This window comes from Saccharothrix luteola (assembly GCF_020859565.1).
GTDB classification, from domain to species: Bacteria; Actinomycetota; Actinomycetes; order Mycobacteriales; family Pseudonocardiaceae; genus Actinosynnema; species Actinosynnema luteola.
Map to the genome: position 1 here is coordinate 63,153 of NZ_JAJHUO010000021.1, position 14,589 is coordinate 77,741.

Below are 14,589 nucleotides of genomic sequence, written 5' to 3' on the forward strand. Positions count from 1 at the left end.
GTGAAGGTGGACCGGCTGGAGATCGAGTACGACCCCCTGACCGTGCCGGCCGCGGCACGTGCGGCGGTGGACGAGGGCTGTGACGGGTTCTGGCTCGCGGAGACCAGGCACGACCCGTTCCTGGCGCTGGGCCGCGTGGCCGGGCAGGTGGCCGGGGTCGAGCTCGGCACGGCGATCGCGGTGGCGTTCGCGCGCAACCCGATGAGCACCGCGGTGCAGGCCAACGACCTGCAACTGCTCTCGGGCGGCCGGTTCCACCTCGGCCTCGGCTCGCAGGTGGAACCGCACGTCACCAAGCGGTTCGGGATGCCCTGGTCACGGCCCGCCGCACGCATGCGCGAGTTCGTGCTGGCATTGCGCGCCATCTGGCACAGCTGGGACACCGGCGAGCGGCTGAGGTTCCGCGGCGAGTTCTACACGCACACGCTGATGACGCCGTTCTTCGACCCGGGCCCCAACCCGCACGGTCCGCCGAAGGTGTGGCTGGCGGGCGTGGGCGAGCTGATGACCGAGGTCGCGGGCGAGGTGGCGGACGGGTTCCTGTGCCACTCCTTCACCACCGAGCGGTACCTGCGGGAGGTGACGCTGCCCGCGTTGGCGCGCGGCCGGGCCAAGGCCGGCAAACCCCTGGCGGGGCTGGAGATCAGCGGGCCGTCGCTGGTGGCGTGCGACGAGGTGGGCGTGGCGGGGGTCAGGCGGCAGATCGCGTTCTACGGCTCGACGCCCGCCTACCGCCGGGTGTTGGAGCTGCACGGCTGGGGCGACCTGCACGAGGAGCTGCACCACCTGTCCCGGCGACGGCGGTGGGACGACATGGCCGCCGCCGTCACCGACGAGGTCCTGGCCGCCTTCGCCGTCGTGGGCACACCCGCCGCGGCGAAGGCCGAGCTGACCCGCCGCTACGGCGACGTGATCACCAGGATCGCGGCGCCGGTCGTCAGGACCGGATGAGGTGCCGCCCGCTGGGCTCGTCCCGCATCACCCAGTGCCGGAACAACTCGGCCCGGACCCGCGCCACGGCCCGCCTCCGCACCCAGCGCCGACGCCCGACGCGTGCCGCGAGCACGGCCAGCGGCAGGGCCAGCACCGTCAGCACGACCATTGTGACCATCGCCATCACCTCCACGGTGGCAACGACACGGTGACCCACCCCTGACGCCAATGGTGAAAAGGTCACTCCGATGGAGCAGCGCCGGACACCCGGGCGTAGCCGCCATGGGTGCGAACGGGTGCACCGGACACGACGAAGGCCCCGGACGGACGCCCGGGGCCTTCGTATCTCGCGAGCCGCCTATCGGAATCGAACCGATGACCTGCTCATTACGAGTGAGCCGCTCTGGCCGACTGAGCTAAGGCGGCGAGACGCGACAACTATAGCCGACCCCTCCGGCGTCACCGAACCGGGGGATGGTCGTTAGAGCGACAAGTGACGGTGCTCACGCGAGCGTCGCCGATGACCGCCGCTGTCCTGGAGGTCCGACCACATGCGCCTGATGGCCGTGCCCGCCGCCGCCGCGCTGGTCGCGCTCTGCGCCGCCCCCGCTCTCGCCCAGCCCACGACGACGCCCGTGCCCGGTCCGCGCGACCCGGGCCAGCCGCCGGTGTCCGCCGGACCGGCGCCCCGCACGCACGCGATCGGCGACGCGGGCACCGGCCTGGCCGTGGTCAGGCTCGCGCCGGGCTCGACGCCCACGAGCACGATCCTGCCGGGCTTCGGCGAGCAGCTGCCCAAGCAGTCTGCGGCCGAGATCGGCGTCGGCCTCGCCTCCGCCCAGGCCAACACCGAGGCGTTCCTGTCCTACGAGCGGGCCATCGCGCAGGCGTCCCCGCTCGGCTTCGCGGTGCAGGGCCGGGCGCCGCAGACGCCGGGCACGCTGGTGCAGACCGCCTCGCCGGACAACGCCGCGCCCGTCACCGGCGGCCTCGCGCCACCCGCCACCCCGCTGGACGCCCTGCTCAAGGTCGGCCTGCTCGACGGCAGCGTGCACGCCCGCTGGGACGACGAGCTGGGCCCGTGCGTGCAGCCGCTGGCCGACGCGAAGACCTCCGTCGCGTCCCTGAGCGTCCTCAACGCCATCCCCACCCTGCCCGGCACGCCCGACCTGACCGGCCTGCTCACCGGGGACGCGCCGAAGCTCGACGCCGCCGCCCGGCAGTCCCTGATCGACAACGTCAAGCAGCTCACCGCGCCGCTGAGCCAACTGGGCGGCCTGCTCTCCGGCACGCCCGACACCGGCGCGAACGGCTCGCTGCTCAGCCTCCCCGAGACGCTCAGCGCCCGCTCCACCGTCGACCTCGTCGACCTGCCCGGCAGCCCGAACAAGGCCGTGCGGTCGACCTCGACGCTCCAGGCCGCGAGCGTCCGCCTCCTCGCCGGCACCGCGGCGGAGATCCGCGTGGACGTGGTCGGTCAGCCGACGCTGGTCGCCCTGTCCACCGGCGACCGCGCCACGTCCCGGATCACCTACACCGCGCCCGTGCTGCGGGTCAGCCAGGGCGGCAAGGAACTGGGCACGCTCGACGCCGCCAACCCGAAGCTGGACGTGCCCATCGGCATCGCGCCGGGCCGGGACCTGCCGCTCGTCGGCGCCCTGGCCGAGGGCCTGCCCAAGCTCGACATCGGCGTGCTGCGGTTGCAGATCGCCCAGCTCAACCAGAAGGACGTGGTGATCGACGGCCCGCTCCAGCAGGGCGGTCCCACCATCAACGGCTTCATGCTCGGGGCCACCGCGCGCCTGCTCGACCTCCAGCTGCTGCCGACCGACGCCCTCGGTCTGCCGAACCTGCCGTCGGCGCTGGCACAGGTGTCCCTGGGTGAGCAGATCGTGCGCGCGGCGGCCCCGAACGGCGGCGTGGTCTGCGCTCCGGCCCAACCGCCGCCGGGTGGCGGCGGGCAGGCCGCGCCGCCGAAGAAGGGCGAGCCGCTGGCCTACACGAACGCGGCGTACCGGACCGTCCCGATCTTCTGGACGGGCACCGCGCTGCTGCTGGTCGGCGTCGTCCTGGTGGCCGCCCTGCCGACCCGTCGCCCGGTGCGGACGACGACCGAGCCGTCCGGGTGAGCGTCAGCCCCGCTGGAGCGTGGTGAGCATGGCCTCGATGGCGATGCGCGGCTTCACGTTCAGCTCCAGCGCGGTCCTGCAGTTCAGCACGGCCTCCAGCCGGCGCAACGTCGACTCCGGCGACCACTGCGCCGCCGCCGAACGCGCGTCCTCCGCCCGGTCCGGGTGGTTGAGCACGGCCGGCGCGCCCGTCGAGGTCACCAGCACGTCCCGGTAGAACGCGGCCAGGTCGACCAGCGCCTGGTCCAGCGAGTCGCGCTGGGTCCGGGTGGCCCGCGACTTCTGCCGCTTCTCCAGGTCCTTCAGCGCGCCCTTCGCCCCGCGGGACGCGGCGGCGGTGCCCTTGCCCGTGCCGCCACCGCCCATGGCGGTCTCCAACGCCTCGCGCTCGGCCACGTCACGGCCCTCGTTCGCGGTCTGCGCGTCACCCTCGGCGGCCGAGACGAGCTGGTCGGCGCACGTGAAGATGTCCGCGGGCCGCCGCAACGCGGTCGGGATCCGCAGCACCGCCTCGCGCCGGGCCCGCGAATCCTCGTCGGTGGCCAACCGCCGCGCCCGGCCCACGTGCCCGCCGCACACCGAGGCCGCCCACGACGCGACCTCCGGCGCCACGCCCTCGTGCTCCAACGCCGACGCGATCGCCGCGGCGCGCGGGGTCGCCAGCGACACGATCCGGCAGCGCGACCGGATGGTCACCGACACGTCCTCGGGGTGGTCCGACGGCGCGCACAGCAGGAACACGGTCCGCGCCGGAGGCTCCTCCACCGCCTTGAGCAGCGCGTTCGCCGCGCCCTCGGTCAGCCGGTCGGCGTCGGCGATGATCACCACCTGCCACCGCCCGGACGTCGGCCGCCGGGCCGAGACCTGCACCAGCGACCGCATCTCGGCCACCGAGATCGACAGGCCCTCGGGCGCGACCACCCGCACGTCGGCGTGCGTGCCGGCGACCGTCGTGTGGCACCCGGCGCACGAGCCGCAGCCCGGCCGGTCGTCCACGGCGGTGCACTGCAGCGCGGCGGCGAACGCCCGTGCCGCGACCGAGCGCCCCGACCCGGGCGGACCGGTGAAGAGCCACGCGTGCGTCATCGCGCCCGAAGCCGGCGTGCCGCCGGCCACGATCGACGCGGCGGCCTCCGCCGCCGCCGAGAGCACCGCGACCGCCTCCGGCTGGCCGACGACGTCGCCCCACACACCACCGTTCACCAGGCGACCGTACCGATCCGTCAGGGCGTCTCCGCCACCGGCTTGACCGGCATCCTGGTCCGCCGGGCCAGCAGCGGCAGCACGGCGGACCGCACCCGTGCGGCGACCTCGTCCTCGGTGCCGTCGGCGTCGACCACGACGTACCGCTCCGGGTCGGCCGAGGCCATGTCGGTCAGCAGCTTCTGCACCCGCCAGTGGTGCTCGACGGTGTCCAGCGTGCCGCCGGAGGCCCGCACCGTGGGCGGCATCCGGTCCAGCAGCACGGTCATGTCCGGCCGCAGCCGGCCGGTGGCCCAGTCGACCAGGCCCTCCACCTCGCGCGGCTCCACGCTGCCCGCCGCGCTGAAGTGCGCCAGCGGGCTGTCGACGTACCGCTCCATGACGACCAGCGCGCCGTTGTCCAACGCGGGCCGCACCTCGCGCTCCACCACGTCGGCCCGCACGGCGGCGGCCACCAGGGCGTGCGCCCGCACCCCGGCGAGGTCGGCGGTGGTCAGCAGGTTGCGCAACCGCTGCTCGTCCAGGTCCGGGTCGGAGGCCAGCACGACCTCGCGGCCGGTCTCGCGCAACGCCTCGGCGAGCCTCCTGGCCTGCACGGACGTGTCCTGCCGGGTGTCGCCCTCGACCGCGATCAGCACACCGGCGGTCCGCCGCGCCCGCCCGCGCAGCGCCGCGAGCAGGTCGGACAGGAACGGCTCGGAGCGCCGGTTGTCCATCTGCCGGTAGGCGATCAACCCGAGCAGGGCCGCGATCACGCCCGCGCCGAACAGCACCGGACGGGTGCCGTCCACCACCATCGGGTGGCCGAAGACCGTGACCGTGCGCTTCTGCACCAGCGTGACCAGCAGCGGAGCGGCGGCCGACGCGGCGAACAGCACGATCTTGAGCAACGACTGGAGCAGTGCCACGGTCCGGCCGCGCATCGCGTCCTCGACCTGCGAGCCGACGATGGTCAGGCCGGTGAGGAACGCCATGCCCGCCGACGCGCCGACGCACGCCACCGCGACCAGCGCCACCCACAGGTGCGGCGCGAACGCCACGAACAGCAGGCTCACGCCCGCGACCAGGATCGTCACGCCGAACAGCCGGTCGTAGGGCAGCCGCCGGGCCATCCGCGGCGCGGTCGCCATGCCCAGCGCCAACCCGGCGAAGACGGCCACGAACAGCAGGCCGAACGTGGAGTCGCCGCCGAGCAGCGACAGGGAGTACGGGGTGGCCGTGCCGATCACCGCGCCGGCCGCGGCGAACGCGCCGATCATGCCGATGACCAGGCCGCGGACCAGCGGCGTGCGGGCGGCGTACTTCATGCCGTCGCGCAGCATGGCGAAGAAGCCGGGCGCCTCGCCGTTCTCGCGGGTGCGCTTGACCGCGGCGATCCGGCCCGACAGCTCCGGGATGCGGGTCGCCACGATGATCGCCGACGTCACGTACAGCGCGCCGTTGACCATGACCGCGATGGTCGCGATGCGGAACTCGAGGTCGCTGTTCTGCAGGCCGAGGTAGCCGGGGATGCCGGAGATGATCGAGTACAGGCCCGCGCCGGAGATGACCGAGATGCCGTAGGTCATCACCAGGCCGAGCTGGTTGGCCGTCTCCACCTGGTCGGGGCGGCGCAGCAGGTTCGGCACCGCCGAGTCCTTGGCCGGGATCCACAGCATCGCGCAGCAGCCGACCAGGAAGTTCGCGATGAACAGCCACCACGCCGTGCCGACCAGCGCGATCGAGATGAACAGGCCGCCGCGCAGCAGGTCGCAGACCACCATGATCTTGCGGCGGTCGAACCGGTCCGCGAGCACGCCGCCGAGCGGGGCGAACAGGATGCCGGGCAGCAGCTGGGTCAGCACGACCAGGCTGAGCGAGAAGCTCTGCCACTGGTAGCTGTCCATCATCTTGGTGACGAGACCGGTCAAGGCGAGCAATGACAGCCAGTCACCGACACTGCACAGATAGGTGACACCCCAAAGCCTGCGGAACGGCCGGATCGCCAACACACTGCGAATCCGGTGGCTGGTCGAGGCCGCTGTGCCGCCGTCTTGGATGGTGCTCACCCCCGCCGATGGTGCAGGCGGTAAGGGTAGCCGGACCGATTCACCCGTCTGACCACATCCGCCGATCGGGTGACCTGCGCTACATCAGCGCACGAGGTCGACCACGGCTTCGATGATCTCACGCACCACGTTGAACAGCAGCCCGCTCAGCGCGGCCAGCACGACCAAGCACCCGATCAGTCCACCCTTGCTCTTCTTCGGCCCCTGCGGCTCGGAGCTCGGCCCCGCCACGCCCTGCCTGGGCTGATGAGGGGTCAGCCCGGCGTGCGGCAGGTGCGCCACGGGCTCGCCCGACACCTGCTGGGCCGGAGCGCGCACCGGCTTGCGTGCGGGCGCACGACGGTTCGGCGGGACGTGCGCCGGTCCGGGCTGCGACACGGGCGCCGGCGGCGGCGGCACGACCGGCGGCACGGCCTCCGCCACGTAGCGCTCGCCCGTGACCAGGCCCGCGAGCGGGTCCGGGAACAGCGGCGGGGGCGGGGGCGGCTGCGTCCCGTCGTGACCGAACCGGTCTGCGCCGGACCGACGTGAACTCAAGCCGTCCACCGCCCCGCCTCCCCTAGCTCTTGGACTTCGCCGGAGCCTTCTTGCGCGCGGGCGCCTTCTTGGCCGCCGGGGCCTTCTTCTTCGTCGTCGGCCCCTTGGCCCGCTTCTCGGCCAGCAGCTCGGCCGCCCGCTCGTCGGAGAGGCCCTCGACGCTGTCGGACTTGCGCAGCGACGCGTTGACCTCGCCGTCGGTCACGTACGGGCCGAACCGGCCCTCCTTGACCACCATCGGCTTGCCGGAGACCGGGTCCGCGCCCAGCTCCTTCAACGGCGGCGCGGCGGCGGCCCGGCCCCGCTTCTTCGGCTCGGCGTAGATCTTGAGCGCCTCGTCGAGGGTGACCGTGAACAGCTGGTCCTCGCTGGTCAGCGACCGCGAGTCGGTGCCCTTCTTCAGGTAGGGCCCGTACCGGCCGTTCTGCGCGGTGATCTCCGCGCCGGTCTCCGGGTCCTTGCCGACCACGCGCGGCAGCGAGAGCAGCCTCAGCGCGTCGTCCAGCGTGACCGTGTCCAGCGACATCGACTTGAACAGCGAGCCGGTGCGCGGCTTCGGCGCCTTCTTCGTGCCCTCCGGCGCCTCGGGCAGCACCTCGGTCACGTACGGGCCGAACCGGCCCTCCTTGGCCACGATCTCGTGCCCGGTGACCGGGTCGTTGCCCAGCGAGCGGCCTTCCTGCGGCGTGGCGAACAGCTTGTCCGCGATCTCGCGGTTCAGCTCGTCCGGCGGCAGGTCGTCGGGCAGGTTCGCCCGCTGCGCGCTGGTCGTGCCGTCCTCGCCCTCGACCTCGCGCTCCAGGTACGGCCCGTAGCGGCCGACCCGGACGTAGACCGTGCGGCCCTCGACGTCGGGGAACAGCGGGATCGAGTTGACCTCGCGGGCGTCGATCGCCTCGACGCTCGACCCGACCAGCTTCTTCAGCCCGCCGGAACGGCCGACAGACGACTCGGGGCCGACGTTGCCGCCGAAGTAGAACCCGGACAGCCACGTGGTCCGCTCCTGGCGACCCGCGGCGATGCCGTCGAGCTCGTCCTCCAGCGCGGCGGTGAAGTCGTAGTCCACGAGCCGGCCGAAGTGCTGCTCCAGCAGCCCGACCACGGCGAACGCCACCCACGACGGGACCAGGGCGGAGCCCTTCTTCCACACGTAGCCGCGGTCCTGCACGGTGCTGATGATCGAGGCGTAGGTGGAGGGCCGGCCGATGCCGAGCTCCTCCATCGTCTTGATCAGGCTGGCCTCGGTGAAGCGCGGCGGCGGTGAGGTCGAGTGGCCGTCCGCGGACAGCTCGGCGGCCAGTAGCGCCTGGTCCTTGACCAGCTGCGGGAGGCGCGACTCGGCGTCGTCGGACTCGCCGCCGGCCTCCGAGTCGACCGTCTCCACGTAGGCCTTCAGGAAGCCCGCGAAGGTGATCGTGCGGCCGGAGGCGGCGAACGTGACGTCCTCGCCGCCCGCCGTGGTCCCGGAGATGCGGACCGACGTCGTGTTGCCGCGCGCGTCGGCCATCTGGGAGGCGATCGTGCGCTGCCAGATCAGCTCGTAGAGCTTGAACTCGTCGGACTCCAGCTCACGGGCCACCTGGCCGGGGGTGCGGAACACCTCGCCGGCCGGGCGGATCGCCTCGTGGGCTTCCTGCGCGTTCTTGACCTTGCGCGTGTACTGGCGCGGCTCCTTGGACACGAACTGCGAGCCGTACAGCTCGGTGGCCTGCGCCCGGGCCGCCGCGATCGCGGTCTCCGACAGCGTCGTGCTGTCGGTGCGCATGTAGGTGATGTAGCCGTTCTCGTACAGCTTCTGCGCGGTGCGCATGGTGCGGTCCGCGGAGAAGCGCAGCTTGCGGCCCGCCTCCTGCTGCAACGTGGAGGTCATGAACGGCGCGTACGGCTTGCGCGTGTACGGCTTCTCCTCGACCGAGGAGACCGTCATGGAGGCGTTGACCAGGCCGTCCGCGATGGCCCTGGCCTGCGCCTCGTCCAGCACGCGGACGTCGGTGGGAGTTCCCTTGGGCCCTGCCTTGAGCCTGCCGTCGGAGCCGAAGTCGCGGCCCGTGGCCAGGCGCGTGCCGTCGACCGCGATCAGCCGGGCGCCGAACGTGCGGGGCGCGGCGTCCTCGCCCGCGTCCATGGTCGCCGAGACGTCCCAGTACGAGGCGGTGACGAACTTCATCCGCTCGCGCTCGCGCTCGACCACGATCCGGGTCGCCACGGACTGGACGCGGCCCGCCGAGAGCTTCGGCATGACCTTCTTCCAGAGCACCGGGCTGACCTCGTAGCCGTAGAGGCGGTCGAGGATGCGGCGGGTCTCCTGGGCGTCGACCAGGTCCTGGTCCAGGTCGCGCGGGTTCGCGGCGGCGGCGAGGATCGCGGGCTCGGTGATCTCGTGGAACACCATCCGCCGAACCGGGACCTTCGGCTTCAGCGTGTCGAGCAGGTGCCAGGCGATGGCCTCGCCCTCGCGGTCGCCGTCTGTCGCGAGGTAGAGCTCGTCGACGTCCTTGAGCAGCTCCTTCAGCTCGGAGACGGTCGACCTCTTGTCCGGCGTGACGACGTACAGCGGCTCGAAGCCGTGGTCGACGTCGACCCCGAGGCGGGCCCACGGCATGCCCTTGTACTTCGCGGGCACGTCGGCCGCGCCGCGGGGCAGGTCGCGGATGTGCCCCTTGGATGACTCCACGACGAAGTCGCTGCCGAGGTACGACGCGATCTTCCGCGCCTTCGCGGGCGACTCGACGATCACCAACCGCCGGTTGCCGCTCGCTGATCCCCCGTTTGTCTTCCTCGCCCGTGTCGATCCAGCCACGCCGTCCCGCTCTCTTCGAACACTGTGTCCCGACCCGCCAGTGTGCACTGTCCTTCGTCGCCGCTGGGCAGCCCTGGTCGGGACAGGGTGACACAACTGTGCCGGATCCTCTGCCAGGAGGACGCGCTACGCGGCCGGCCAGGTGCGTTCCGCGACGCCCCTCGGCGCGCGTCCGACCAGCTCGGCGAGCCGTTCGAGCCGCCGCCTGCCGACGACGCGCAACGCCGGTCCCCCGGCTTTCCCGGTCAAGAGTGTCGAGGGGAGGCCCGACGTGGCCAATGCTTTTCGCAACGCTTCGTGCGTGTCGGGCGCCTCGGGGTCGAGGCCGAGGAGGTACCCGGAGCCGGACTCGACCCACCGGCCGGACGTGAGCGCCCACAGCCGCAGGGCCGCGCCGTCGAGCGTGAGATCAGGTGGGACGACCTTGCGGTCGCCGTCGAACCACTGCGCCGCCAACCCGGCCAGGTCGGTGCGGAAAGCCGTCGTGACCTGCCAGGACTCGATGACCACCGGTTCGGCCGTCTCGGTCTCGGTCTCGGTCTCGGCTGACTCCGCTTCCGGCTCGGGCTCGATTTCGGGTTCCGGCTCCGGGTCGGCCGGTCCCCGCCGGCCCGAGCCGATCACCACGGGCGCGAACCCGTCCGGCTCGTCGTCGAGCAGCTCGTCCAGGGGTTCGTCCAGGTCGTGCGGGGGCTCGTCCAGGTCGTCGAGGGGTTCGCCCAGCTCGTCCGGGACGGGTTCGTCGGGAGCGGGTTCGTCCGCGGCGGCCTCGACCCCGGCCGGCTCGTCCACCGCCGATCCGGCCGCTTCGGGCTCGTCCTCGGTGACCACGGCCCGGGCCCGCACCGTCCGGACCAGTTCGACCTGCGCCTGCACGCCCCGCTCGGCCAGCGCCGCCGCCACCGCGGCAGCCCGGTCCCGGGTGTCGAGACCCACCGACACCCGGGCCGCACGTCCACGGGCGAAGCCCAGCGCCCGGCCGGGCCCGCACAGCAGGCCCGCCAGGTCACCGACGCAAGGCTGTCTCGCCTCGGCCGAGTAGAAGGACAATTGCCCCACGAAGACGCAGCGTAGAACACACGTTCGACCACGGCCAGTCTCCGAAGGGCTGAACCACGTACCCCAATGGCCTCAGGCGTCCCAGCGGTGTCAGCTGCCGAGGCTCTTCAGCGTCTCGGCCATCGCCACGCACTGCGGGGCCTGCTTGAACGCCTCGCCGAGCTTCGGGTCCTCCTGGAGCTTCTTGATCTGCTCCTGGAGCTTGGACGGGTCGGCCTCGTCGCTGCCCAGCTCACCGAGCTTGGTGGAGAACTCCGGGTCGGCCGGGTCCAGCGCGGCCAGCTCGCCGTTGACCGTCACCATCTCCTTGCCGGAGTCGGTGAAGAACTTGACCAGCTCGTCGTGCAGGGCCTGGCTCTCCGCCGTGGGCGCGCCCAGGTCCGCCAGCTTCTCGCCGGCCTCGGTGAGCGACTTCCCCGCCTTCGAGGTGTAGTCCAGCATCGCGGTCTTCTGCGCGGCCGGGTCCTGCGCACCACCCTCGAACATGGCCTTCAGCAGGTCCACGACGCCCTCGATGGTGGGGCTGATGCCCTCGCAGAACGTGCCGGTCCACTCGACCGGGTCGGCGGTGGCCGCCGCGGTCGTGGTCGTGGTGGTCGCGGTCGAACCGGACGACGAGGACGAGCCGCCACCCCCGCACGCGGACGTGACCAGGACTGCGGCGAACACGCCGGCGAGCGCGACACGGTGCTTCACGGAAATGCCCCCCAAATCGGGTGAAAAAGGTGAGGGGGCAACGTACTACGAGGTCGGTGTGACGGGCTCCGACGGCCTCAGCGTCCGCAGGTCCTGGCAGGCCGCCGCCTTCTCGGCCGCCGCCGACAGCTCCGGCGACGCCTCCAGCTGCTTCAGCGGCGCGACGAAATCATCCAGCCGTGTGATGGCCTCGCCGGCGGCCTGCAACCCGCCGACCGGGTCGTTGGCGTCCGCCGCCTCGATGGCCGCCTTGGCGTCGCTGAAGTTCTTCGCGATGTCGGTGAACGTCGCCGCCATCTGCTCGACCTGCTGGTCACCGCCCGCCACCGGCGACGGCCCCACGTCGCGCAGCTTGGTCGCGGTCTGGGTGAACGCGTCGGCCATCTGGCCCATGTACGCGCCCATGTCCGCCTTCAGCTTCGCCGGGTCGTTCGCGTCCAGCTGCGGAGGGGTCTTCGGCACCGTGGCGAACGACGCCGCCGCCGTGCACACCTTGTCCATGTACGCCACCGCCGCTGCGTCGGACGCAGCCGCGGACGACGACGTGGGCGCGGTCGAGTCGTCCCCGGACCCGCACCCGGCAACCGCCACGACCAGGGCGGTCGCGGCGACCAGCGGCAGAAGTCTCATCAGGGTGCTCCCCATCGTCGTGTGCGACGCCGATCCCGGGCGACACCCAACAGTGTGCCCCCATCCGGGCGCGCCCACCCGGCCTACCCGGACGTGGGAGGGCGGGGTGCCCCCGACCGCGGCACCCCGCCCCCCACTCGCACGTCACGCGGAGGTGGTGACCTCCGCCGGGGTGTCCGAGATCGCCGTGCCGCGCCGCTTGGACACGACCACGGCGCCCACGATGACCACGACCGCCACGATCGCGATCGCGTACCGGATGCCCGCCGACTCGCCCGAGCCGACGGAGAACCCGACGATCGCGGGCGCGATCAGCACCGAGACCAGGTTCATCACCTTGATCAGCGGGTTGATGGCCGGACCGGCGGTGTCCTTGAACGGGTCGCCGACGGTGTCGCCGATGACGGTCGCGGCGTGGGCGTCGGAGCCCTTGCCGCCGTGGTTGCCGTCCTCGACCAGCTTCTTCGCGTTGTCCCAGGCGCCACCGGAGTTGGCCAGGAACACCGCCATCAGCGTGCCGGTGGCGATCGCGCCGGCCAGGTAACCGGCCAGCGGGCCGACACCGAGGCCGAAGCCGACCGCGATCGGCGCCAGCACCGCGAGCAGGCCGGGGGTGGCCAGCTCGCGCAGCGAGTCCCTCGTGCAGATGTCGACGACCTTGCCGTACTCCGGCTTGACCGTGCCGTCCATGATCCCGGGGTTGTCGCGGAACTGGCGGCGCACCTCGAACACGATCGCGCCCGCCGCGCGGGTCACCGCGTTGACCGCGAGACCGGAGAACATGAACACCACGGCCGCGCCGATGATGAGGCCGACCAGCACGTTCGGGCTGAACACCACGTTGGTGAACGACACCGGCACCTCGCCGAGGCCCACCTGCACGTCCCGCAGCGCCTGCTCGATCGCGTCCTTGTAGGAGCCGAACAGCGCGGTCGCCGCCAGCACGGCGGTGGCGATCGCGATGCCCTTGGTGATGGCCTTGGTGGTGTTGCCCACCGCGTCGAGCTCGGTGAGGATCTGCGCGCCCTCGCCGTCCACGTCGCCGGACATCTCCGCGATGCCCTGCGCGTTGTCGGAGACGGGGCCGAAGGTGTCCATGGCCACGATGACGCCGACCGTGGTCAGCAGGCCGCAGCCGGCCAGCGCGACCGCGAACAGCGACACGACCACCGAGCCGGACAGCAGGAACGCGCCGTAGACCGCGCCGCCGATGACCAGCGCGGTGTAGACCGCCGACTCGAAGCCGACCGAGATGCCGGACAGGATGACGGTCGCCGCGCCGGTGAGCGAGGTGCGACCGACCTCCTTGACCGGCTTGTGCTCGGTGCCGGTGAAGTAGCCGGTCAGCCACAGGATGACGCCCGCCAGCACGATGCCGATGATCACCGCGACGGCGGCGATCAGGGCCGGGTTGCCCGGCGTGCCCGCGATCTCCTCCGACACGCCGGCGAGGCCCGCGAACGAGCTGGGCAGGAACACGAACGCCGCCACCGTGCACAGCACCGCCGAGATGACCGCCGAGATGTAGAACGAGCGGTTGATCGCGGTGAGGCCGTTCTCGCCGGTGCGGGCACTGGTGATGTAGACGCCGATGACCGCCGTGAGCACGCCGATCGCGGGCACGATCAGCGGGAACAGCAGGCCCTTCGCGCCGAACGCGGCCGTGCCGAGGATCAGCGACGCGACCAGGGTGACCGCGTAGGACTCGAACAGGTCCGCCGCCATGCCGGCGCAGTCGCCGACGTTGTCGCCCACGTTGTCGGCGATGGTCGCGGCGTTGCGCGGGTCGTCCTCGGGGATGCCCTGCTCGACCTTGCCGACCAGGTCCGCGCCGACGTCGGCGGCCTTGGTGAAGATGCCGCCGCCGACCCGCATGAACATGGCGAGCAGGGCGGCGCCGAAGCCGAAGCCCTCCAGCACCCTGGGCGCCTGGCCGACGTAGACGAACACGACCAGGGCCGCGCCGAACAGGCCGAGGCCGACGGTGAACATGCCGACCACGCCGCCGGTGCGGAACGCGATCCGCATGGCCTTCTCCCGGCCGCCGGTCTCCTTGGCGGCGGCGGCGACGCGCACGTTCGCGCGGGTCGACAGCCACATGCCGAGGTAGCCGATGACGGCGGAGAAGCCGGCGCCGACGAGGAAGAACAGCGACCTGCCGATCCGTTCGCCGATGTCCTCGGCAGGAAGCGCGAACAGCAGCACGAACACGATCACGACGAAGATGCCGAGCGTTCGGAACTGCCGGTTGAGGTAGGCCGCTGCGCCCTCTTGGACCGCCTTGGCGATGTCCTGCATCTTGGAGGTGCCCTGGCCCGCGGCCAGCACCTCCCGGAGCAGCACGTAGCCCACGGCCAGGGCAGCCAGGGCGACCACGGCGACCACGGCCACGAGGCCGCGATCACCTCCGGAGAGCTCGAGGCCCTCCGCGAGGAATTGCCGGGACATCCGTCCTCCTGGTGAGTTTTCCAAGCCCAATGCCAGGGCCACCCCGCTGATGTGAGGCGGGTCACTCACGCGACTGTCAGCCCCGACACAACGTGATGCACCCCTC

General features: G+C 72.2%; 11 protein-coding genes and 1 tRNA gene. 2 read left to right on the plus strand and 10 right to left on the minus strand.

Going from position 1 to position 14,589, the window contains the following annotated elements; translation table 11 throughout:
• Entirely contained in the window at nt 1-951 is a 951-nt protein-coding gene (locus tag LNK82_RS27915) for a TIGR03617 family F420-dependent LLM class oxidoreductase (RefSeq protein WP_230569983.1), read from the plus strand.
• Here the strand turns inward: LNK82_RS27915 and LNK82_RS27920 are convergent.
• Both LNK82_RS27920 and LNK82_RS27925 read right to left on the minus strand, forming a co-directional pair.
• A complete protein-coding gene (locus LNK82_RS27920; protein ID WP_157620012.1) occupies nt 938-1,117 on the minus strand; it encodes a hypothetical protein in 180 nt (59 codons plus the stop codon). The genes LNK82_RS27915 and LNK82_RS27920 overlap by 14 nt on opposite strands.
• Before the next feature lie 168 nt (nt 1,118-1,285).
• Nucleotides 1,286-1,359: transfer RNA gene (locus LNK82_RS27925), tRNA-Thr, on the minus strand.
• Nucleotides 1,360-1,484: 125 nt separating this feature from the next.
• On the opposite strand from LNK82_RS27925, the gene LNK82_RS27930 reads away from it, so the two are divergent.
• On the plus strand, nt 1,485-3,062 hold the full coding sequence (locus tag LNK82_RS27930; protein ID WP_230569984.1) for a hypothetical protein: 1,578 nt from the start codon (nt 1,485-1,487) through the stop codon (nt 3,060-3,062).
• A gap of 3 nt (nt 3,063-3,065) precedes the next feature.
• On the opposite strand, the gene LNK82_RS27935 is transcribed toward LNK82_RS27930, so the two are convergent.
• From LNK82_RS27935 to LNK82_RS27970, 8 genes are all read right to left on the minus strand, one after another.
• Nucleotides 3,066-4,265: a DNA polymerase III subunit delta' gene (locus tag LNK82_RS27935; RefSeq protein WP_230569985.1), complete on the minus strand. Its 1,200-nt coding sequence runs from the start codon at nt 4,263-4,265 to the stop codon at nt 3,066-3,068.
• 20 nt (nt 4,266-4,285) lie between these two features.
• Entirely contained in the window at nt 4,286-6,313 is a 2,028-nt protein-coding gene (locus LNK82_RS27940; RefSeq protein WP_230569986.1) for a bifunctional MFS transporter/dTMP kinase, read from the minus strand.
• Nucleotides 6,314-6,397: 84 nt separating this feature from the next.
• On the minus strand, nt 6,398-6,850 hold the full coding sequence (locus tag LNK82_RS27945; RefSeq protein WP_230569987.1) for a hypothetical protein: 453 nt from the start codon (nt 6,848-6,850) through the stop codon (nt 6,398-6,400).
• Between the two features lie 22 nt (nt 6,851-6,872).
• Entirely contained in the window at nt 6,873-9,650 is a 2,778-nt protein-coding gene (gene topA, locus LNK82_RS27950) for a type I DNA topoisomerase (protein WP_230569988.1), read from the minus strand.
• 126 nt (nt 9,651-9,776) lie between these two features.
• On the minus strand, nt 9,777-10,709 hold the full coding sequence (locus LNK82_RS27955; RefSeq protein WP_230570134.1) for a hypothetical protein: 933 nt from the start codon (nt 10,707-10,709) through the stop codon (nt 9,777-9,779).
• Between the two features lie 90 nt (nt 10,710-10,799).
• Entirely contained in the window at nt 10,800-11,405 is a 606-nt protein-coding gene (locus tag LNK82_RS27960) for a hypothetical protein (RefSeq protein ID WP_230569989.1), read from the minus strand.
• 45 nt (nt 11,406-11,450) lie between these two features.
• Nucleotides 11,451-12,035, minus strand: coding sequence for a hypothetical protein (locus LNK82_RS27965; RefSeq protein WP_230569990.1), 585 nt, complete (start codon nt 12,033-12,035; stop codon nt 11,451-11,453).
• Nucleotides 12,036-12,179: 144 nt separating this feature from the next.
• Nucleotides 12,180-14,483, minus strand: coding sequence for a sodium-translocating pyrophosphatase (locus LNK82_RS27970; protein WP_230569991.1), 2,304 nt, complete (start codon nt 14,481-14,483; stop codon nt 12,180-12,182).
• Between the last annotated feature and the right edge of the window lie 106 nt (nt 14,484-14,589).

Excerpts from the sequence above, each read along its gene's own strand:
- LNK82_RS27965 (WP_230569990.1), bottom strand. The coding sequence starts at position 12,035 with ATGAGACTTCTGCCGCTGGTCGCCGCGACCGCCCTGGTCGTGGCGGTT.
- LNK82_RS27970 (WP_230569991.1), bottom strand. The coding sequence starts at position 14,483 with ATGTCCCGGCAATTCCTCGCGGAGGGCCTCGAGCTCTCCGGAGGTGAT.
- LNK82_RS27920 (WP_157620012.1), bottom strand. The coding sequence starts at position 1,117 with ATGGCGATGGTCACAATGGTCGTGCTGACGGTGCTGGCCCTGCCGCTG.
- LNK82_RS27930 (WP_230569984.1), top strand. The coding sequence starts at position 1,485 with ATGCGCCTGATGGCCGTGCCCGCCGCCGCCGCGCTGGTCGCGCTCTGC.